Source organism: Edaphobacter bradus, assembly GCF_025685645.1.
GTDB classification, from domain to species: domain Bacteria; phylum Acidobacteriota; class Terriglobia; order Terriglobales; family Acidobacteriaceae; genus Edaphobacter; species Edaphobacter bradus.
The window spans coordinates 483,146-505,436 of record NZ_JAGSYF010000001.1 but is presented as its reverse complement, the minus strand read 5'-3'; the positions used below and the strand labels follow the sequence as shown (position 1 = coordinate 505,436).

The following is a 22,291-nucleotide window of genomic DNA, read 5'->3' as shown; positions in this document are numbered from 1 at the left end:
TGAGTGGGGATTTGGCAGGTGTTCATCTCGGCAAAGACCAGGAACTGCTGTAATCTCATAGACCTGTATGACTGTGACGAAGAAGACCGCTACAAAAACCTCGAAGCGCGTTGCGACTGGAAAGTCTCCGGAACATGCTGAGAACCTGTTTTTTAACCGGGATGAGTCATGGCTGAAGTTCAACGAGAGGGTGCTCGAAGAGGCGAATGATCCCACAAATCCGCTGATGGAGCGGGTCAAGTTTCTGGCTATTACGGCGAGCAATCTCGACGAGTTTGTCGAGATTCGTGTGGCTGGCATTCTGCAGCGGATCGAAGACAGCTACAGCCAGCCACATCAACTCGATGAGGGAGGCCTGACCGCGCAACAGAGGCTCGACCGGTTGAGCCAGCAGATAGCGAGCTTTGTTGAGGCCCAGTACCGATGCTGGAATGAGAGTCTGCTTCCTGCGATGGCGGCAGAGAAGATTCGAGTGCTGCGCTGGAGCGAGTTGAGCGAGCAGGCTCGCCATCAGGCCCTGGAGTTCTATGCCTCCGAGGTCGATCCCCTGTTGACGCCCGTAACAATCGATCCTTCCCATCCGTTTCCGCATGTCTTGAACAAGGCGCTGTGCATTGCTCTGCTACTCAAGCGGAAACGCCGGACCAATGGCAAGCAAGTGGCTTCGATTCTGGGCGTCGTGACGATACCGCGCGCGCTGCCAAGGCTGATTCCGCTATGCGCCGACGATGGGTATAGTGACTTTATCCTGCTGCACGAGCTGATCGAGTCTCAGGTCGAGAGGATGTTCCGGGGCTATGAGGTGCTCTCGCGGTCGGCCTTCCGCGTAACGCGCAACAGCAACCTGTACATGCAGGAGGAAGAGTCACGTTCAGTGCTGGAAAGCGTGCGTTCGGAGCTCTACAACCGCCGCAAGGGCGACGCCGTGCGGCTGGAGGTTGAGAGTTCTGCGACCGATGAGATCGTTGAGCGGCTGCGGACGAACTTCGAACTCGAGCCAAAGCAGGTCTTTCGTACCGATGGGCCAGTGAATCTGTCGCGGCTGATGAACCTGTATGCCGAGGTAAAGCGGCCCGCGCTGAAGTATCCGCCATTTGGAGCACGCGAGTTCAGGCTGAGCGCGAAGTCTACTGATATCTTTCATGAACTGCGGCAAAGAGACGTTCTATTACATCATCCCTTCGATTCGTACGCTGCAGTGGAGGGTTTCATTGAGGCGGGCGCGCAGGACCCTAATGTCATCTCGATGAAGCAGACGCTCTACCGCACAAGCAAGGACTCGCCGATCTTCCGCGCGCTGATTGAAGCAGGCCAGAGCAAGGATGTGACGGTCGTTGTAGAGCTGATGGCGCGTTTTGACGAAGACTCGAACATCCGCTGGGCGCGCGAGTTGGAAGAAGCGGGCGTGGGTGTCTATCACGGTATCTTTGGCTTCAAGACGCACTGCAAACTGTCTCTGCTGGTGCGACGCGATCCCGATGGCGTCGTACGGCGCTACGCCCATCTGGGGACGGGTAACTATAACCCCGTGACGGCGCGCTTTTACACGGACGTGAGCCTGCTGACCTCGCGACCGGATATGACTGCCGCCGTGCAGAAAGTCTTCAACTACCTGACAGCAGAGACCGAGGCGGAGTCGCTCAAGCCACTGCTGGTGGCTCCGCTGACTCTGGCGAAGGAGACGCTGGCGATGATTGAGCGTGAGACAGCACACGCCCGCGCAGGACGGCCGGCAGCGATCATTGCGAAGGTGAACGGACTCATCGACCCGAAGACGGTGGAGGCGCTGTACGCCGCCTCACAGGCGGGCGTGGAGATCGACCTCATCGTGCGAGGCATGTGCCTGCTGCGTCCCGGAGTCCCTGGTCTCAGCGAAAGGATCCGAGTGCGCAGCATCGTCGGAAGGTTCCTTGAGCACAGTCGCATCTTCTGCTTCGCCAATGGCGGCCATGAGGACATCTACTGCGGTAGCGCCGACTGGATGCCACGTAACCTGCTGGAGCGGTGCGAGGCGGTCTTCCCTGTTACTCAGCCTGACCTGAAGAGGCGGCTACGCGAGGAGATCCTCGCGGCGTACCTCGCGGACAATACCAAGGCGCGGTTGTTGCAGCCTGATGGCAGCTATGTGCGGGCTCCGCAGTCAGGCGAGCCCTTTAACGCTCAGGAATATCTGATGCGCATCGCCGAGGGTTGCAACGAAAAGATTCCTGAGGTCATGCCGGCGACCGTTTAGCTTGGCGCCGTTTCGCGAACATGCAAGAGGCCGCGGCCTCTGGTTTTGTGGCGCAGGAACTATTGCACGGTGAAGGTGACGGTTGAGGTATGCACGAGATTGCCAGAGGTGGCCGTGACATTGACGGTGTAAGTCCCCGGAGTTGCATTAGTGACAGTGCCTCCACCAGAGCCCGAGCCCGTAGAGCTGCTACTGCTCGATCCGCAACCAGAGACGCTGATTGCAGCTACGGAAAGTAGTACTGCAAGCAGTGCTCCCCAACGCCTGCGGCGCGGCGCGATGAGGAGGAGTGCGCAAGCGAGGGTGGCTCCCGAACCTGCGACGTACCACGGAGCCCGACCACGGAGCGGAGGCCCATTGGAAGAGCTAAGCGTACTGCCCGTCCTGGCCTGGCTCACAAATGCCGTAAGGACGAAACTCGTGGTCACCGCAGATGTAGAGCCGATGGTTACAGATGAGGGAGTGAAGGTGTAGGTCCCAGAGAGCGGGCTGTCTGCGCTGGCGCTGAGGGTGATGGTGCCGGTGAAGCCGTTGGCAGGCGTCAGGGTAAACGTGACTCCGTTTGCCGTCGAACCTGACCTGGCCGAAGCAGAAGCGGTGCAGGGGGTGAGGGCGAAGTCCTTTTGGCTGGAAGAGACTATATCGAGAGAGAGCGGTCCCTTCGAGCCCGCGTAGTTCGAGTCGCCGGAGTAGACCGCGTTGATGGTGTTGCCGCCGGAGCTAAGCGTCGAGGTATCGAGCGTATAGGTAGCAGTGCCGCCAGAGAGAGTAGCAGAACCCAGGACGGTCGAGGCGGTGCCGCTCGGGCCAAGATCGACGATCTGAACAGTACCAGTGGGAGTGCTGCCACTGCCGGCGACAGTGATGGTCAGAGCGATCTTGCCCTGAAGGCCGCATGACGCGCTGGTGGTCGAGACAGTCGTGGTCGAGATTGCTGTCCCGATGGAGCCGTTGACGCCCGTCGGCGAGGCAAGACTCCACTTATTGACGAAGTTGGCTACGTCAAGGCTTCCCCATCCTGTAGCAAGATCGTAGCCTGTCGTCGCGTTGTAACCGATGCTGCCGCCGTTGGGACAATCGGGCGTGCCGGCTGTGCAGGGGCTGTCATTGTTGCCGCTATTGATGTCGTGAAAGGCATTGTTGTAGTAGGTGCTGTTGGCAAGGCCGTAGATCTGAGGATTTACATTGCCCAGGCCAGTCGTTGCGTTGAGCTTCTGCTCAAGCAGAGCGAGGATACCGGCAAATGCGGGCGTGGCGACCGACGTGCCGCCTACGACATTGAGGTTGCTGGAAGAGTTGCGGAAGCCGTTGGTGCACGATCCCTTCGAGCAGAAGAGATAACCATCGTGGCTGGCCGCTGAATCAAGGGAGATATCCGGCACGTCACGGGAGAGGTCGGACGGAACACCGGTACCGACCTGCCACGCGGGCTTGCTGAAGTAAGCGCTGGCTCCTCCACCACCGGCGCCAAGACCGGAGGAATTCGACTCGTTCCAGACTGTCTCCGGGATGTAACCGGTTGCAGAGCCAGAGTAGCTGCCGTTGCTGCTGTTCCAGTAGGTGCCTGTTCCCTCGTTGAACATGGTGCCGCCAATACCGGTCACAAACGGAGAGCTGGCGGGAAAGTCGACTGCCAGTCCCTGCGTCGCTGTCGAAAGGGCAGAGTCGCAGTCTGTCGCGCCGGAGTCTCCTCCGGGCCCTACAACTGTGATGCCCATGGTGTTGGCCATTTGAAGGGATTTGTTGATTGAAGCAAGAGTGGACTGCCCCCACGAAGCCTCGCAGCTGCCATAGCTGATGCTGATGATGGGAGCGACCTTGTTTGAAATGGCATAGAGAAGCGCGTCAATAACGGAGGCACTTTGGCTCGCCCCTACAGTCACAAAACTAATCGAGGCATTCGGAGCAACTGCGCCAGACCACTCAACGTCGAGTTGAGCCTCGTCGATGTCGCTCGCGACGGTACCGGCAACGTATCCCGTAGCCTTAACAATCGTCGGCGAGTTGGAGGAGAGACCAGACGCAGCGCGAAAGGCATCAACATCAGAGGTACTGATGTCAGTCTGTCCCACGACTGCGATTGACACTCCAGCTCCGTTGATCGAGTTCGGATTTATGTCGTAGATCGTGTAGAAGTCACCGGGAGCTATGTAGTGGTTGCCAGTAATGGATGACGTGTAATTTGGGCGCACATGCGCACGCGGCTTGAGCTTGAAGTCGTGCAGCCCAGTGACGCCCATCACGACGTCTGAGATAGCGGCCGGCAGCGACGGGTCGGCGACATTGGCAATGTGTTGCTCGCCGTTGAGAGAGTACGCGTGAATGCGGGTGCCGAGGGCCTGCTCGATCTGCCCGACTGTGCCGGAGAACGTGATCATCGTCCCGGTGCGCCCAACGCTGGTGATGGTAAGGCCCTTGCCAGTGAGCCACGAGGAAATCTTGGCGAGGTCGGAGCTAGACAGCCCAAAGCGCGCGGCGAACTGCTCCGGCGAGAGCCACTGGTGGTAGTGTGGCGAGCTGGGATTCTGCTGGTCGATGAGAAGCTGGTTGAGCTCGGCCTGCTGCGCGTCGGTCATGTTGAAGTGCAGCGTGACTGAGTCGAGCCTGCGATCCGCGGGAGCCTCGCCAAGATCGGTTGCCAGCCGCGCCCGGGCAGGGATTGTGTGCTCAATCGTGCGACGGCTGTTGTCATTGACTGTCGCGATACGGTTATTGACGGCCGCTTCAAGCGGAAAGGCCGAAAGACCAATAGCGAAGAGAGCGGGGAGGATAAGCCTGACTACGAAAGGGCTTCGCATGAACATTTTGCCTTTATACCTGTGCCCAACGAGGATTGTCTTCCGGGGGAACGGCACCAGCCTCCAGGCGTCCGCTGCGAGGTTGAATTCCACCGGTATAGACGGCACACGGGAAAAAAGGTTGCGGCCGGAGCATGCGAACCAACTGATTCGCAGTCCCGACCGTAAGTATCTCCGATTTTGCTGGACTTGCTCAATCCACCGTCACTGGATTGTCACTTGATATTGGTAGGTGTGTCGAACCGTATTGACGCCGTCGCTCCCCGCAGCCGTAATGGTGTAGATCTGCGTGCCGAGCGGAGTCCCCGGGTCGGTTATCGTGGTGCCGCCGGAACCGCTTGACTTCACGCGGCCGCAGCCGATCGAACTGGAGAGGCACACCGTCGCAAGAAGCAGCATGACTCCGGGAAGCATTCGGCGGCGGCGAGGCGTCACAAACCAGACCAGAACAGCCAGGGTCGAGCCGGCGAACGCGTTCCATCCGCCAAACGGCCCGGAGTGCCCCGGCCCCCTGTGCGACGTCTGGACGACCGGAGCCGTCGTGACGATCGTCAGGGTTGTACTGCCCCCGCCCGTCAGGATGACCGGGTTGAAGGAGCACGTCGTCTCAGAGCTTGAGGGCGGTGTGCATCCAAGGCTGACGCTCCCATTGAAGCCACCCACAAGTCCGGCGAGAATGACGGCCTGGCCAGTCTGACCGGGCTGCAGCGTCAGGGTCTGCGGAACCATGGAAAGAGTGAAGTCGGAGAGCATCAACGAGTACGGCAGGGCGGTTGCGCTCGAAAAGTTCGCGTCCCCGTTGTAGATGGCGTAGACGCTATGCGTGCCCGCCTGGAGCCCAGTCGTTGAGAAGATGGCGATCGACTGATTGGGGCCGTTAGGTGTAACTGCCGATGGCACTCCGAGCTGAACGACCGACCCGTTGAAGGTATCGTAGAACGTGACCGTGCCGGTGGGGCCGACCGTATTGGTGACCGTGGTGTAGACCGTTGCGGTGAAGACTACATTGACGCCGGCGAGTGTCTTGGAGGAGTTCGCAGTCAAAGAGACCGTCGCGGGCAGAAGCGTGGGAGTGACAGCCTGAGGAGTCGAGGTACTGCCCTTCCAGTTGGCATCACCGCTGTAAGTCGCGACAATGTTGTGCTGAACGTTGCCTGAGAGTGTCTGGGAGGTGGCCGCCTGGTTCGTTCCGACGGGGACCGTGGCGAGTGTCTTTCCAGTGGAGGTGTCGACAAACGTGATGCTGCCGGAGAAGGTGTATGTCCCGGTGCCGTTGCCGTTGTTGTTGACCGTCGCCGTAATGGTGACGGGCTGTCCGGCCTGGGGAGCGGCGGGAGAAAGACTGATGGTTGTAGTGGTGTTGCCCTTCGCGGTCGTGAAGGTAAGATTTTGAGGAGCTTGGCACTGGAAGTTCTGATTGCCGGCGCAGGTGACTTGAACAGTATAGGGTGTCGTGCTGGGAGTGGGTGCGTTGACGTTGATATTTGCTGTAGCCGTGTTGCCACCCGGATTCGGCGAAAGAGTAGCAGTGTAAAGAGCACCAGTAATGCCTTCGATCTGGGCGGATACCGTTCCACTAGGAGCTGCTCCCGAGTTGGGCAAAGAGACCGTAGCCGTTACAGTCGCAGTGCTGCCGTAGGGAACGTTGGAAGCGGGAGAGATGGTCGCCGCCACTGTGGCGGTTACAGTAGTGACTGTAACGCTGGTTGTTCCAGAGCTGGCGGCATAGTTGCTATCGCCGGAATAACCTGCCGTGATGAGGTAGGTCCCAACGTTGAGATTGCCTACCGTCAGCGTTGCTGTACCGTTGGTGAGCGCCGCTGTGCCGATCGTTCCCTGGGAGGCAGTGCTGAAGGTGACAGTGCCGGTCGGTCCCGTGCTGGCTGAGGTTGAGGCAGAGACGGTCGCGGTCAGCGTGACCGACGTCCCATAACCGACGGAGCTACCGTTGCTGCTGGAAGTCAGCGTGGTCGTCGTACCATTCACGCCGCGCGGGTAGACCTTGATGAGCGTCTGCAGGTTGACCGTGCCGAGCCCGGTGGCAGGCTCCCACGTACCTGCAGGCGCATCGTCAGGCTGCGTGTAGAGATCAGGCGTCTTAGCCAGTGCGTAGAGCGTGCTGTTGATGTTGCCCTGACGGCCTCCACTCTGCTGCAGGATGGTCACCATCGCATTGGCGAAGTCGGCCAGCGAGCTTGTGGTGAGGTCGGGCTCGTCACGCGATCCGTCCGTTGGCAGGCCTGCGGCGCTCTGCCAGGATGGGCGGGGGTCGATAGCCGCAAAGGTTGCGGTCGTGGGAGCGATCGTCAGCGCAGTCACCTCGCTGAGGCTCGCAGGAAAGCTGCCCGAGCCACGTGCTCCGCAGGAACTGGTCGCCAGCACAGTGATGCCCTGTGCACTCGCCTGCCGAAAGAGCGCGCGATAGTTGTCGTAGTCCGCCTGGGTGAGATCGATCGAACAGGCGCTTGTAGAGATGGCAAGGATCGGCGAGGAGTTATCGTCGATGGCCGAGGCCGCCGCGGAGAGCGCATCGGCGCTGGACGCTCCAACAGCAAGTACCGTCGCCTTCCCCATGACGCCGACCGAGGAGACAGATGTCGTCGCCACCGATGGGATGCTGCTCAACCCGGAGACTCCAGCAACCAGCGAAGCCACTGCACGGGGCATCGTGGGGGTGTCTGAGTTTGCGTAGTACGACGCTCCAGAGATGGCGTAGTTGCGCAGGGACACAGCAAAGGCACGCTGGACCTGCGCCGCGGTGCCGCTGAGGACGAGCCAGGTCTTTGCGGGCGAGACAGACTCAACCGTGAGGCCCTGCGACTGGAACCATGATGTGGCGGTGGCAATCTGGTCTTCGGTGGCTCCATAGCTGGCGGCGAACTGCTGTGGAGTAAGCCACTGGTGATACGACGGCGAGGACGACGTAATCTGCGCGGCAAGAAGCTGGTCGAGCGCGGCGGTGCGATCCGCCGAAGGATTCAGCCGGAGAGTCAACCGCAACGGCTGCGAGACCGGAACGGGGCCGGCATCGACGGCGGAATCAGCCGCCGAAAGCCTGATCTCCGGTGCCGCAACAACGACACGCGGTGTCTGCGAGGCAGCAGGCACAGAGAGCGCAAGGAGACAGACCGACGCAAAGACGAACGGCGAAGCTATGCGGAGTCTGCCGCGCAGAGAATGGGGAGTCAACATAAGGTATCGCTTCGATGGTTACAAAGCGACCTTCAAAAGACAACGAAAAACACCAGCGGAGAGGGTATCTCGGCTGGTGCTTTTGTGGGATGTTCTACAGCTTAGGTAGCAGGTAAGGGTTGCTGCTTAGAAGGCGTACTTCCCTGCCCGGATGACGTGCTGTGCCACCTGGCGGCGCAGCGCGATGGTGTCAGCCGGATCGTGCTTGGCGAGGCGGCGAAGGATGGCGAGCTGCGTGCGCAGCATGTCGCCCTCAGCCACCGTCGCAATCACCTTGCGCGCCGCGAGTTCGACTCTCTCCATCGCGCCCGAAGCATAGATACGCGCCAGGGCGACGGGGATCTCGGCCGTCCCCTTGCCGGAGAGCTTCTCCGCACGCAGGATGGCCGATTCCATGGCGAAGACCTCGATGATCATGTCGGCGATGGCGGACATCACCTCCTGCTCGTCGGCGAGCTTCTGCATATACTTCTGCGTCGCCGAACCGGCGGCGAACAGAGCGAGCTTTTTGGCGCTGGCTAGCAGGTTGTACTCCTCGGCCAGCGGGCCCTCGCGGTCTTCCTTCGCGACGGGGCCGGACATGACCTCGTCCATCAGCTGCTTGATGGCAGGCATCAGGGCGAGCTTGCCGTTCATCGCCGACTTCATCAGCCAGCCGGTGATGATCAGCCGGTTGATCTCGTTGGTGCCTTCAAAGATGCGGTTGATGCGCGAGTCGCGATAAGCGCGCTCCGCCGGATACTCCTCGACGTAGCCGTAGCCGGCGTAGATCTGCAGCACCTCGTCGACGACGCGGTCGAGCATCTCCGAGTCCCACACCTTACAGATAGAGCACTCGACGGCGTAGTCCTCGATGGCCTTCTGGATGGCGGCGGTGTCGTGCTTATCGACCTTCGCCAGCGCGGCGTCAATCATCCCTACGGCGCGGTACGAGAGCGCTTCTCCGACAAAGACCCCCACGGCGCAGTCGGCGAGCTTCTCCTGGATAAGGCCAAACTCGGAGATGGACTTGCCGAAGGCCTTGCGCTCCTTGGCGTAGCGGATGCCGTTGCCAAGGCACATGCGCGCGGCTCCAACGGCGGCGTTGCCGAGCTTGTAGCGGCCGACGTTGAGGATGTTGAACGCGATGTGGTGGCCCTTGCCTACTTCGCCGAGCAGGTTAGACGCGGGGATCTTGCAATCGGCGAGAATGAGCGGGCAGGTGGAGCTGCCACGGATGCCGAGCTTGTGCTCCTCCTTGCCGACGGTGAAGCCGGGAGTTCCCTTCTCAACGAGGAAGGCAGTCAAGCGCTCTTTGCCCGCGTCCTTGCCTTCCTTGACCTCGCACTTGGCGAAGATGGTGAAGATGTCAGCGAAGCCTGCGTTGGTGATCCACATCTTTTCGCCGTTGACAGTGTAGGTACTGCCGTCTTCCGACAGAACGGCGCGCGTTCTTGCATTGACAGCGTCAGACCCGGAAGTGGACTCAGAGAGCGCGTAGGCACCGACAAACTCGCCGCTGGCAAGCTTGGGCAGGTACTTCTTCTTCTGCTCGACTGTGCCGTACCAGACGATGGGCAGCGTCCCGATGCCGACGTGCGCCGAGAAGGCGACGGAGAAGCTGCCCTGCTTGGCGATGTTGTCGGCGATGATGGCCGAGGTGACCTTGTCCATCTCAAGCCCGCCGTACTCCTCGGGGATGTCGACCGAGGTGAGGCCAAGCTCGCTGGCCTCCTTGATGAGCCGACGCGTGACGGAGAAGTCCTTGGCCTCGATCTGGTCGGAGACGGGGACGATCTCGTTAAGCGCGAAGTCGGCCGTGGTCTGGGCGATCTGGCGGTGTTCCTCGGTGAAGTCCTCGGGGAAGAAGCAGTCGGCAGGAGTGGGGTTGGAGATGAGGAAGCTTCCGCCGGGGATGATCTTCTTGTCGGTGGAGGTGGGGGCGGTCATTGTGGACATTTGGATTACCTCTCTTGGGTTGTTACAAGAACGAGAAGCGGTTATTGACCTACACCAAGTATGAGAAGCAGTAGGCTATCGATAACAATCAAAGCTGCTCCGACCGCGTTCCTCTTGGTAATTAAGGATTCAGATGTGTTCCGCGATCGTGAAGTCGCTATTCCTAATCCAATCAGCACAAAAAAACACAATGCCAAGGTTAGGAAGATGTCATCACGAAAGCGATCCCACAACTCCAGGTTCAATTTGTAGAAAGTGATAGCGAGAGTCAGGACAATCACATTCATTGCGACAAATATTCGCGCTGCAACTCGTACCTTTTTCTCCATAGACTCGGTAGCAATCGACAACATAGCTAGTTCACCGCCTCGAAGATTCCCGCCGCCCCCATCCCTCCACCAACGCACATCGTCACCATGCCGTACTTTGCATTTCGCCGAGGCATCTCGCGAAGCAGCGTTGCGGTGAGCTTGGCTCCGGTGCAGCCGAGCGGGTGGCCGAGCGCGATGGCTCCTCCGTTAACGTTGAGCTTGGCGGGATCGATGCCGAGCACCTTGATAACAGCGAGCGACTGCGCGGCAAAGGCCTCGTTGAGCTCGATGACGTCGATCTGATCGAGGGTGAGCCCAGCCTGTTTGAGAGCCTTAGGGATTGCGTAGACGGGGCCGATGCCCATCTCCTCAGGGTCGCAGCCAGCGTAGGCGAAGGCGATGAACCTAGCCATCGGCTTGATCCCCAGCGCCTTCGCGCGCTCGGCAGACATGACGACTGCAGCAGCAGCACCGTCTGAAGTTTGCGAGGAGTTCCCCGCCGTCACCGTGCCCTTTGCATGGAAGACCGGCTTCAGCTTCGCCAGCGCCTCAAAGGAAGTATCGGCTCGCGGCCCCTCATCAATCTTGAAGATCGATTCCACAGGCTTGGCCTTGCCTTTTCCGTCCGGCGTTGTATTTATAACCGTAACAGGAACTATCTCGTCGGCGAACTTGCAGGCAGCAATCGCGGCGAGGGCCTTCTGGTGGCTCTGGTAGGAGAACTCATCCATGGCCTCGCGGGTAATGCCGTAGTGGGTTGCCACGCGTTCCGCTGTGAGGCCCATCGACATGTAGGAGCCCGGGTAGTTGTCGACGAGCCACGGGTTGACCGAGATCTTGTTGCCTCCCATCGGCACATAAGACATGCTCTCCGTGCCTCCGGCGACAATCACATCCGCGCTGCCGCCTCGAATGCGGTCAGCGGCCAGGGCAATCGATTGCAGGCCGGAGGCGCAGTAGCGATTGACGGTCATGGCGGAGGCGGTGACGGGAAGCCCGGCGCGGAAGCTGGCGACACGGGCGACGTTCATTCCCTGCTCCGCCTCGGGCATCGCGCAGCCCAGGATGACGTCCTCGATCTCGGACTTGTCGAGCTGGGGGATGCGCGCTAATGCTCCATTAATCGCCGTGGCGGCGAGGTCGTCGGGGCGAGTGGTGCGAAGGGTGCCGCGCGGGGCCTTGCCTACAGGGGTGCGGACTGCAGAGGCGATGATCACTTCGTTCATGACAGCTAGCTCCTAGCTTTAGCTTCTAGCTCCTAGCTGGAAGCGATGGTGCCTGTTCTAAGTTCGTTTTAGCTAAAAGCTAGGAGCTGATAGCTAAAAGCTGCCTCTAGTTCCTCAGCGGCTTGCCGGTCTTGAGCGTGAAGGCGATGCGCTCCTGCGTCTTCTTCTCGCCGCAGAGGGAGACAAACGCCTCGCGCTCAAGATCGAGCAGATATTGTTCGCTGACTAGCGTGCCGGGGTTCACTCTTCCCCCGGAGAGAATGTAGGCGGCCCAGTTGGCGACCTTCACGTCGTGGTCGGAGATGAACTGGCCTTCGCGCATCGTCCACACGGCGAGCTTCAGCGTCGCGAGGACGGACTCACCCGGTGCGGGGATATCGGTGCGCGGGACGGGTGCGGTGTACCCTGCATCCGCCAAAGCTCTTGCGCGCTGCTTAGCATCCGTAAGCAGGCGGTCGCGGTTCACGGTGATATTGTCCGAAGGGCGCAGGAAGCCCAGGCCGCGCGCCTCTGCCGCGCTGGTTGAAACCGAGGCCTTTGCAATCGTCTCAAAGTTCTTCTTGATGGCCTCGAAGATCTCGACTCCCTCGCCGCGCGCATCAGGCCGAATGCTCGATCCGGCTTCGATCGAGCGAAGCACCATCTCCTTACAGCCACCTCCGCCGGGGATAAGCCCCACGCCCGCCTCAACCAGCCCCATATAAAGCTCGGCATGAGGCTGACGAGCCGCGGCATGCAGGCTGATCTCGACGCCGCCGCCGAGGCACATCCCGTAGGGCGCAACGACGACTGGGCGCGAGCAGAACTTGATGGCCTGCGTCATATTCTGGAAGGCGCGGACGGCACTCTCCACCTCGTCCCACTCCTGCTCCTGAATTGCCATAAGGAGTTGCATGAGGTTGGCTCCGACGGAGAAGTTGGCCGAATCGCCCGTGATGACGAAGGCCTCGAAATCGGCAATTTGCTGGCTCGTGGGCTTGAGGGTCTGGGTGATAAGCGAGACGATGTCGTCGCCGAGCGCATTCATCTTCGAGTGCAGCTCAATCGCCGCAACGCCGTTGCCAAGATCGACGACCGAGGCTCCCGGATTCTTCTTCACCACACCCTTTGCCTTCTTGATGACGGCGAGCGAGCTCACGCCCCCAGCGACAGGAACAGGCTTGTACGCGCCCGTGATGACGTCGAAGTACTGGCGTCCGCTCGGGGTTGTGGGGTCATCCTTATACCAGGTTGGCCCTTTGCCGTTGCCTCCGTGCGAGGCGAGCAGCTTCTCGACGTTGGGTGAGATGGCCACACCCGCGGCGCGCATTTTGTCGGTCGTTTCGCGAACTCCAGCGGCGTCGAACAACTCGAACGGACCAAGCTCCCAGTTGAAGCCCGTCTTCATCGCCTGATCGATCTCGACGATGTTGTCCGCCGGCTCGGTCCCCGTGGCCGAGATGCGGTTCGCCGCGTAGTTGAACAACTCCGTCAGCAGCGGCCAGTAGAAGCGCGCAGCCTTGTCCGCACTCCCATCGCCGTTCATAAGTTGCTGCACGCGCGCCCCGGTCGACTCGACGTTCTTGGCCATCTCAAGCGCCGGGAACTTCGGCCGAGTGGCGGGCCGGTACTCCAGTGTGTTGAGGTCAAGCGCAAGACGCACGTCGCGGCCCTCGGCGTCCTTGCCTTCCTTCTTGTAGAAGCCTTGCCCAGCCTTGTCGCCGATCCACTTTCGCTCAAGCATCGTGTTGATGAAGGCTGGCAGCTTTACGTCCGTTCGCTCGTCATGGATGCTCGCCGCCTTCGCCTCGAAGTTGCGTGCCACATGCGCCAGTACATCGATTCCGACCAGGTCGCCGAGCCGGAACGTCCCGGTCTTCGGCCATCCCAGCGCCGAACCGGTGAGGGCGTCTACTTCTTCAATCGTCAGCCCCTGCTCCTGCATCAGGCGAATCGCATTCGCAAGCGAGAAGGTGCCGATGCGGTTGGCGATGAAGTTCGGCGTGTCGCGAGAACGAACGATGGTCTTGCCTAGACGCTGATCGCAGAAGTGAGAGATCGCCGCGACGGCCCCCGCATCGGACTCTGGCGTCGGGATAATCTCAAGCAGGCGCATGTAGCGCGGCGGGTTGAAGAAGTGGGTTCCGAAGAAAACGGCCCGGGTCTCCGGCTTGAGTCCAGACGCGACGCTTGCGATAGGCAGGCCGCTTGTGTTGGTTGTGAGGATCGCTCCCGCACTGAGGTGCTTTTCAACTTTGCCGAGAAGTGCGTGCTTGATGTCGAGGTTCTCGGCGACCGCCTCGATGATCCAGTCGCAGCCGGCCAGCAGCGCAAGGTCGTCCTCGAAGTTGCCGATAATGATAAGCCGCGCAGAATCCGCCGCATAGAAGGCCGCGGGCTTCGACTTCTTCAGGCCCTCCAAGGCCGCGAGCACAATCTTGTTGCGCTCAGCCTTCGATACGTCAGCCGCAGTGCCCGGCGGAACGATATCAAGCAGAACAACAGGCAGGCCGGCGTTAGCAATGTGCGCGGCGATGCGCGAACCCATGGTTCCGGCGCCGAGAACGGCTACCTTGCGGATGTTACGGTTTGGCGCGGAGGTGGTGCTGTTCGGCATGCTGCGGGCTCCCATCGGGCGAAAGTCTCAGACGGGAGTGAAGCATAATGAATGGTCATTCATTTCGTCAAGCCATAGAGTGAAACGCCAGTGAAATCTTCGTTCTGAGCCCACGGAATGAGCACTCTATCGGGCAAAAAGATATGATGCGACGGTGCGGACGAAAGGGTGAATAGCCCCCAGTTTCCGCCTGCGAAAAGGTGACATTGACGAATGAATGGTCTGACACGACGGAAGTTCTGCGCCCTGGCTGCCGGAGCCGCGGCTTGTTTTGACGAAACGATCCGGGCTGACGTGCCGTCTGACCAGTCACCCTATGCGCTCGTTGCTGCAACAGATCGCAGCCGCATTCTCGCTGCAGCAGACAAATCTCTCGCAGAGCAGCCTGTCACGGTGACCGCTGCACACAGCGAGCGCAGTCCCGGAGGCCTGCATGACTTCTATTCTGAGGGCGACTACTGGTGGCCCGACCCGAAGAATCCCGGCGGCCCTTATATCCGCCGCGACGGATTCTCGAATCCTGCAAACTTCAACGCGCATCGCGAGGCGATGGTTCGGCTCAGCCTGATCGTACCTGCTCTCACAGCCGCATGGCTGCTGACGAAGCAGCCGAAGTATGCCGATCACGCTGGCCATCACCTGCGCGCGTGGTTCGTCGATCCGGCGACGAAGATGAACGCGAACCTCGAGCACGCTCAGGCCATCTTCGGCGTAAATAAGGGACGAGGCATCGGGATTATCGATACGCTGCACTTAGTCGAGGTGGCACGAGCGGCGACGTTGCTGACTGCCACCAATGCCATCGAAGGAGGCCAGAGTGTCAAAGACTGGTTCGCGCAGTATCTCGAATGGATGCGAACCTCGAAGAACGGCCAGGAGGAATGCGACGCCAAAAACAATCACGGAACCTGCTGGGTTCTCCAGGCAGGCGAATTCGCCCGCTTCACCGGCAATACAGAGGTCATGAAGTTGTGCCGCGAGCGCTTTCGCACCACGCTGCTGCCCAACCAGGTTGCGCCCGACGGCAGCCTTCCAATGGAGTTGGCGCGCACGAAGCCATACAGCTACTCGCTCTTTGACATGGACGTGTTGTGCGGGCTGGCTCAGAGTCTGTCGACGGAGAGGGAGAGCCTCTGGGCCTTCTCCACTTCCGACGGCCGGAGTTTGAAGAAGATGATGGCGTTCATGGTCCCATACATCAAGGACAAGAACATCTGGCCCTACGCCCACGACGTCGAGCACTGGGACGACTTCCCTGTCCGCAACCCGGCCCTGCTCTTCGCCGGTCTCGTGTACGGCCAGCAGGACTACATCGCTTTGTGGAAGAGGCTGAACCCCGACCCCACCGTTCCGGAGGTCATCCGGAACTTCCCGATCCGACAGCCGCTGTTGTGGATGCCGAGAGAGCAGAGCCGGGGTTCAGTTGCTTAGTGCTTGCTGCTAGCGAGCCGGTTCATCTCGTAACCAGCCATCAGAAAGCCGCCCACACCGTACACGTAGCTTGCTGTTGGTTTGAACTTGCCGGGCTGGCCGTCGATAGGCTGGATGGAGCCAAGGCGGCCGTCGGCGTAGACGTGTGTCAGCATGCCCTTCCACGAATTCTCGACGACTGGCAGATACGTCTTGCGGTCCAGGATGTGCTCATTGATTCCGTAGGCGATCGCGTAGGTAAAGAACGCCGAACCTGAGACCTCCGGTAGCTCATAGGAGTCGGGATCGAGCAGACCGGAGCGCCAGAGGCCGTCCTTGCTCTGGATCGCCGTTAACTTCTCGACCATCTGGCGGTACTGCTCGACGTACTTCGGGCGGCTCGGATAGTCCTTCGGCATGATCTCCAGCACCTTCACCAGAGCGCCAAGCACCCAGCCGTTGCCGCGAGACCAGAAGATCGGCTGCCCGTTCGCCTGCTTCTGCGTAAAGTAGCGCGCGTCGCGGAAGTAGAGGTGATTCTGCTTGTCGTAGAGGCTGCCTGAGGTGATCCACCATTCTCGGTCCATCGCATCGAGGTACTTGCGGTCGCCCGTTGCAACGTACATCCGCGAAAGCACGGGCGGTGCCATAAACAGCGCGTCGCACCACCACCACAGCAGCTTGTCCGGATCGTCGGGCCGAACGACAAGACGGTCAATTATCTCTTTGGTGTTTGCCATCCTCACCGCCTTGCGGGCCGCCTTAGGATCAGCGAGGTAGAGGTCGAGATATGCCTGTCCCAGTGCCTGATCGTCGGCGTGGGGAAAGCGTGTATCAATCAGCTGCCAGTTCGACTTTTCTGCGAAGGAGAGAACGGCGTCGCGGTACTTCGGATCGCCAGTTGCCTTCGAGGCCGCAAGCAGACCGTCGTAGAGGGCAGCAAAGGTCCACTGCCGGTTGAAGCTTGGCTCAGCAACACTGAGTTCCCAGTCGCCGACCCTCTTGATCGCCGCCTGAATCGCTTTGGGATTGATATTGGACGAGAGATCAGTTGCCAGCGGACCAGGATCGTCCGGTTGGTCTCCGGCCGCCTGCGCGTCTACTGAGGCGGGCTTCGACGCCACAGGCGAAGCGGCCGCTTGCCCAAAGACCCGTGTGGCGCCTGAGCCGATGCTGAACGCCGCTAAAAGAGCAAACATCGCCACACGAGTCGCGTGGCAGACAAGTCGCTGGCGGAGACTGGCACTGCCAGTTAAGACATCAACAGCAGAAAACATAGCGAATTAATTCCTTTGATTTAGATCAACACCTTGGTTCATCACGAGCGCGACAGCGCTTCGCAGCCGTGCCGTATTGCCCTCAAACGAGGGGCGCAGCCTGGGTGGCCTGGAGATCGCGTTGCGCTTCAACTCAGCCTCCACCTTGGGGCCAAACATGTGCCACGCGCTTGTAATGTCGCCTACGATGACGATCTCGCTCGGAGCCAGCGCCGAGGCAATCATGCGAAGCCCACGGCCGAGATACAGCGACATCTTTTCGAGCGAAGCTATCGCATTCCGGTCGTCCGCCTGCGCCATCTTGACGAGCGTCGCAAAGTTCGGCGCTCCGTGCCCGCTCATCTCCTGGTAATAACGCAGGCCCGCGGTGTTTGATGCCACTGTTTCCCAGCAGCCTCGCCCTCCACATCCACAGAGACGCCCATCGTGCTCCATCTCCACATGGCCAAACTCGCCAGCCATTCCGTTGGCGCCTCGCAGCAGCCGCCCATTGGAGAAGATGCCGGTTCCGATACCCTCCGAGACGTTGACGACGACCAGATCATTGACGCCATCACTGTCGCCGAACCATACCTCAGAGAGCGCACAGGCATTGGCAACATTGTCCATCTCCACGCGCAACCCCGTCGCGCGCTGAATCTTCGATTTGATGCTCAGAACGGGCCAGTGCACGTTCGGCGCAAAGACCAGTTTCTGCATCTCCGGATCGGCGCGGCCCGGGAGGCTGATTCCGATGCCGTCAAAGGATCTATCGGAGTGGTTCGCCATCAGCTTCTTTATCGCCGCAATGATTGGGACGATTGCCTTGTTCGGGTCCGCAGGCAGGACGACAACATTCTGGGCGACGATCCTGCCGCCGAGATCGGTGACCGCGACGGTTGTCTGCGCAGGGTGAATATCGAGCGCGATTACAGCCCGCTGGTGGTTCAGTTCAAGAAACGTCGGCCTGCGTCCACGTGGCAGCCGTCCCGTAGATCCCTCGAGCACCCAGCGCTCACGAATCAGGTCCTCAACGATGAGCGAGATGGTGCTCCGCTGCAGCCCCGAAACGCGCGCGAGATCGGCACGTGAGATGGGCTGTCGCGTACGAATCAGATTAAAGACAAGGTTCCGGTTGATCTGGCGAGGCGTCTTGTTAGACGCACTTTGTTTTCGCGTAAACGTGAACGGATGTGATGGAGGAGTCGGCATGATTAGGCTTCCCACTTACCAGGTGCTGCAGAGGCGGACCAAACTATCGGCCTTGCGCCAGATCGCGATACATCTTCCCCGTTCCTTGACGTTTTCGAGGACGAGCCTTTATATCACTCAAGCCTGGACATTTTGTAGAGGCTATGAATTATATCTACCGCCTCACGCACTCCGATCGGCTTCTCCTTCACCTCCAACAACATCGTGAAAAATCGGGAGAGCGCCGAACCCTAGCGAATACTCTCCACATTGTTACTCTTCCGAAGCAGGTAAACGGAATCATGAGCAAGTCTGTCCCGTAAATACTCCCGTCATAGTTGGAAAAATAGCGGATATAGCGACCTCAACACCGGTCCTCAACTGGTTGGCGTTTTCACGCGCCAACTGACAAGGGCCGCCCCTGACTTCAGAAGAAAGTCAGGCGTCGGCCCTTCAGCGTTATCGGAACAGGCTAAAAGCTGATCCGCGCACCCAGTTGGATCAAACGAGGACTGGCAGCCGACAAGATCTTGCCGTTATTCCCAGAGGACAGGTTTGCCGTTGGTGGGTTGAGACTGACCATGTTGAACGCGTTGGTGGCATCAGCGCGGAACTGCAAACCGATTCCTCGTTCAAAGTGGAAGTCGCGGGAGATCCCAAGATCGATGTCCCGGTAGCCCGGCGCTCGCAGGTAGTCGCGCGGCGTGTTGCCGTCGGCTCCCCCCGGACCAATCCCTCCGGCTACACTAGGGCCGTTGGCGATGAAGGCTGCGGTATTGAACCACGCCTGCGTAGAAACAGTGCGGGACCTGTGGGAATCGAGGAACGCGTTTACACCAGGGACGAGGTTGGGACGGTCGTTGTTGTAGCCGGTGGCATTCTTATTCGCGCCCGTGGTTATGTTGACTGGCTGACCGCTGTTGAGGCTCACGATGGGTGAGATCGACCAACCGTTGGCCAGCAACCTGGGTAGAAAGCTCGAACCCCTGTAATAATCGAGCTTCCAGATGCCGGAGATGCTGACCATGTTCCGGCGGTCCTGGTCAGATGGGCCCCGCTCTTCGTTTAGATAAGTATAGTCCTGTGCGGTAGGCGCCAGACCGATTGCGCTTGGATTCGAGCTCCAGATCGAGTGACTCCATACATAAAACCCGTTGAGCAGCAGATTGTGCGTCAGCGGTTTGTGCACTGAAAACTGCAGAGAGTGGTAGTTCGCAGTCTCGCTCGATTGGATGAGAATCACCTGGCCAAGCGTCGCGCCGTTAGCATTATTCGCACCGAAATATGGGCGGCGGGCATTGATGCTCGCCTGCGACGTACTGGCTCCCGGAGCCCACACCGGATTATTCGCGTCCGGTGCAGTCGGAACATGACGCACCAGATTACCCACATACGCGGTCTGCATACTAATCCCAAGGGGCAGTTGCTGCTCAACGGCGACATTGAACTGATAGGACACAGGCCACTTATACTTTGGGTCGATCGCTTCTACGGCTGCTGCAGGAAGAAAGCGCGGACTCGATGGGCTATAGGTATAGGGAAAGGGATCCCCACTGGGAAAGGATGCCTTATTCCCATAGACGTTGGAGAGTGAGGTAATGGAGTTGAAGGTCTGACGGATCGCAAACGGTTGGGCGTTCGCGGGCTGGTTCCATTCGTTGGCAGAGACGCTGCCATAGAAGATGCCGCCGGCAGCGCGGACCGCTGTCTTCCCATCGCCAAACGGATCCAGGGCCAGACCCACGCGCGGTGAGAAGTGCGTACTGCGGTTCGGTGCGATGCCACGCGGTATGCCGGTGTCACCAGGAAAGAGGACCCCGCGCGGCGCGCTGGGAACCACGGTCGATTGAACGCCCGGAACAAACGCGGTGGTGAGGTTCTGAGACTCGACGGGTGATTGCTCCAGGTCATACCGCAAACCCAGGTTCGCCGTAAGCCTTGGTGTGACTCGATAGCTGTCCTGCACGAAGCCCGCGTAATACCAGGTATTCAGCAATCCATGGTAAGGAGTGTCCTGTTCCATGTTAGCGACCTGGCCGGTGATGAAGTCTGACAGCGCGTTCCCTGTGGTCGTTGGAGCGGTGGAGAGAAAGTTGAAGACTCCGAAGCTATACAGATTGCCGACGATCGCATCTTTTTCGAGCGATATTTCGGCTCCAAAATTAAAGCTGTGTCTGCCTTTGGTCAGGCTCACTACGTCGCGAAGAGCATAGAAACTGGTGGTGCTGACCGGGCCGGCCAAGGCCCCGCCGGCGTTGAAGTAACCCGAAACGCTCAATTGTGGAAGAGCTTTCGGCCCCTGGATCGTAAAGCTCGATCCAAGGTCCCCGAGCGAGACCGTCGGCGTGTTTACGCGGCCTCCGGCCACCCGCGTAAAGGTGAACCAGGCCTGGTTTGCAGTTGTCCCGCTAAAGGTATGAACGTCGCTGATGTTCGCGACCTGCTGTTTTGCAAACGATTGATTCACCGAATACACGATTGCCGCGCTGGTGGTGGCGCCGCCAAAGGCGTTCTGAGTGGTATCGAGATAGAAGTAGCTCGCCGACAGGTGATCGTTTTGTCCCAAAGCCTGATCGAATTTTCCTAGATACTCATCCTGGTTCGTCGGGCTGCTAAATACTCCGACATAACCACCTGGCGCGGTGTCGGTCGGTGCATTGGGCAAAGGGATGTACGTCTTAATGAGGTTCGCCGCCGTCGAATCCAGCGCGCTTTGCGGGATACACCTGCTTTTCGCAACCACGCAGTTAGATGAGCTGTTTGTACCCACCCACGGAGTCTTGGTGCCGGGTTGGTTCGGAATGATTGGCGTCTTAGTGTGCGTCGCAGGGTTGTAGATATAGGACTGCGTAAAGTCGCCCAGACGCTCCAGCGCCGTGGGCACGACTGCCCCAGTGAGTTGCTGTCCGACCGTTTGCCGCAGACCGCCATAGCTGAAGAAGAAGAACGCTTTATCGCGCACGATCGGACCACCAACCGTGGCGCCAAAATTATTCCGATGAAAGGGCGTCTTTGGAGCGCCTTTGGGGGTACCCCACGGTGTGTCGTTCAAATTGGTGTTGCGAAAGAACTCAAACACAGAACCATGAAACTTGTTCGTTCCCGAACGCGTGACGGCGGTGACGACGCCGCCCGACATGCGGCCATACTGGGACGCGAAGTTGTTGGTTTCTACTCGGAACTCTTCCAGCGCGTCAGGGTTAGGCAGTGGGTTGCCGTAATTGCGCAATCCGGTCATGTTGATGCCGCCGTCCAGGTAAAAGCTCACCATGGGGACGCCACCGTCGACGCCACCATTGATGATGACCTGCGTCGAGGGAACACCAATCACAAAATTTGGAGTGTTTTGGCTGTTGCTCGCACTATTGGATTGCACGCCGGGCGTTAGGGATATCTCCGCATAAGCGCTTCGGGTCGTTAATGGCAGGCTATTGATCTCTGCGGGCGAGACCGTTCGGCCAAGCTCCGCGGTGCTGGTGTTCACCAGAGGCGGAGCAGCGGTGACTTCCACGGTCTGCGTCGCTTCGCCAACGGCCAGCGTGACATTCAGCGCCTGTGTCTGGTCGACAGTGATCACCAGATTCTGCTGCACAAACTTCTTGAAGCCCTGCGAATCCACGGTAACGGTGTATCCGCCGACCGGAAGATACTGGATGTTGTATGTGCCGTCACTACCTGTCTTGGTCGCCCGAGTAAACCCTGTTGCGACGTTGGTCGCCCTGACGTCGGCGTTCGGCACCACCGCGCCTGTATCGTCTTTCACCGTACCGGTGATGGAACCTGTAATCTGCTGCGCATCGGACGACGAAACACATGCGATCAACAAAGCCACTACGAACAACCAAGGCTCCAGCCCGAGACGATTCTTCCGATTGCAAGTCATTTGGTCCTCCCCAAAGACCTTCTGTTGTAAGAGCGAACTTTCTCTTTACTATGATTCTCGATACGAGAATTAGTGCGGGCATCGAACCTACGGTGCGTGTCAGATCTGATTCTTTTCGCGGAGCGCCTGCGACGTTAAACCATTGCTTCGAGCTTGGTCAAGCGAATTGTGATGAGCAGGCGGCGTCAGCGGTAAACCCGGGACTCAAGGCCACGCGGCTCTGAAGGCCACACTGCGCCACCTGGATCTGTCGGCTC

10 protein-coding genes are annotated in these 22,291 nt (G+C 59.5%); 2 read left to right on the top strand and 8 right to left on the bottom strand.

Features of this window, described 5'->3' with window-relative positions; translation table 11 throughout:
* Window positions 1-67 precede the first annotated feature (67 nt).
* Window positions 68-2,233: a polyphosphate kinase 1 gene (gene ppk1, locus OHL16_RS02060; protein WP_263365412.1), complete on the top strand. Its 2,166-nt coding sequence runs from the start codon at window positions 68-70 to the stop codon at window positions 2,231-2,233.
* Window positions 2,234-2,292: 59 nt separating this feature from the next.
* On the opposite strand, the gene OHL16_RS02055 is transcribed toward ppk1, so the two are convergent.
* From OHL16_RS02055 to OHL16_RS02035, 5 genes are all read right to left on the bottom strand, one after another.
* Window positions 2,293-5,031 (bottom strand): protease pro-enzyme activation domain-containing protein, encoded by a 2,739-nt coding sequence (locus OHL16_RS02055; protein ID WP_263365411.1) that lies wholly within the window; start codon window positions 5,029-5,031, stop codon window positions 2,293-2,295.
* Window positions 5,032-5,235: 204 nt separating this feature from the next.
* Entirely contained in the window at window positions 5,236-8,223 is a 2,988-nt protein-coding gene (locus OHL16_RS02050) for an Ig-like domain repeat protein (RefSeq protein WP_263365410.1), read from the bottom strand.
* 126 nt (window positions 8,224-8,349) lie between these two features.
* Window positions 8,350-10,161: an acyl-CoA dehydrogenase family protein gene (locus tag OHL16_RS02045; protein WP_263365409.1), complete on the bottom strand. Its 1,812-nt coding sequence runs from the start codon at window positions 10,159-10,161 to the stop codon at window positions 8,350-8,352.
* A gap of 355 nt (window positions 10,162-10,516) precedes the next feature.
* Window positions 10,517-11,698 (bottom strand): acetyl-CoA C-acyltransferase, encoded by a 1,182-nt coding sequence (locus OHL16_RS02040; RefSeq protein WP_263365408.1) that lies wholly within the window; start codon window positions 11,696-11,698, stop codon window positions 10,517-10,519.
* 106 nt (window positions 11,699-11,804) lie between these two features.
* Window positions 11,805-14,294: a 3-hydroxyacyl-CoA dehydrogenase/enoyl-CoA hydratase family protein gene (locus tag OHL16_RS02035; RefSeq protein ID WP_263365407.1), complete on the bottom strand. Its 2,490-nt coding sequence runs from the start codon at window positions 14,292-14,294 to the stop codon at window positions 11,805-11,807.
* Between the two features lie 213 nt (window positions 14,295-14,507).
* Between OHL16_RS02035 and OHL16_RS02030 the strand changes: the two genes are divergently transcribed.
* The gene (locus OHL16_RS02030; protein WP_263365406.1) at window positions 14,508-15,725 is read left to right on the top strand and encodes an alginate lyase family protein; all 1,218 of its coding nucleotides are present in this window, start codon (window positions 14,508-14,510) and stop codon (window positions 15,723-15,725) included.
* On the opposite strand, the gene OHL16_RS02025 is transcribed toward OHL16_RS02030, so the two are convergent.
* From OHL16_RS02025 to OHL16_RS02015, 3 genes are all read right to left on the bottom strand, one after another.
* Window positions 15,722-16,981, bottom strand: a complete 1,260-nt coding sequence (locus OHL16_RS02025; RefSeq protein ID WP_263365405.1) for a glycoside hydrolase family 88/105 protein — start codon at window positions 16,979-16,981, stop codon at window positions 15,722-15,724. The two genes, OHL16_RS02030 and OHL16_RS02025, sit on opposite strands and share 4 nt — an antisense overlap.
* Window positions 16,982-16,987: 6 nt before the next feature.
* Window positions 16,988-18,172 (bottom strand): ROK family protein, encoded by a 1,185-nt coding sequence (locus OHL16_RS02020; protein ID WP_263365404.1) that lies wholly within the window; start codon window positions 18,170-18,172, stop codon window positions 16,988-16,990.
* Window positions 18,173-18,623: 451 nt separating this feature from the next.
* Window positions 18,624-22,034 (bottom strand): carboxypeptidase-like regulatory domain-containing protein, encoded by a 3,411-nt coding sequence (locus OHL16_RS02015; protein WP_263365403.1) that lies wholly within the window; start codon window positions 22,032-22,034, stop codon window positions 18,624-18,626.
* Between the last annotated feature and the right edge of the window lie 257 nt (window positions 22,035-22,291).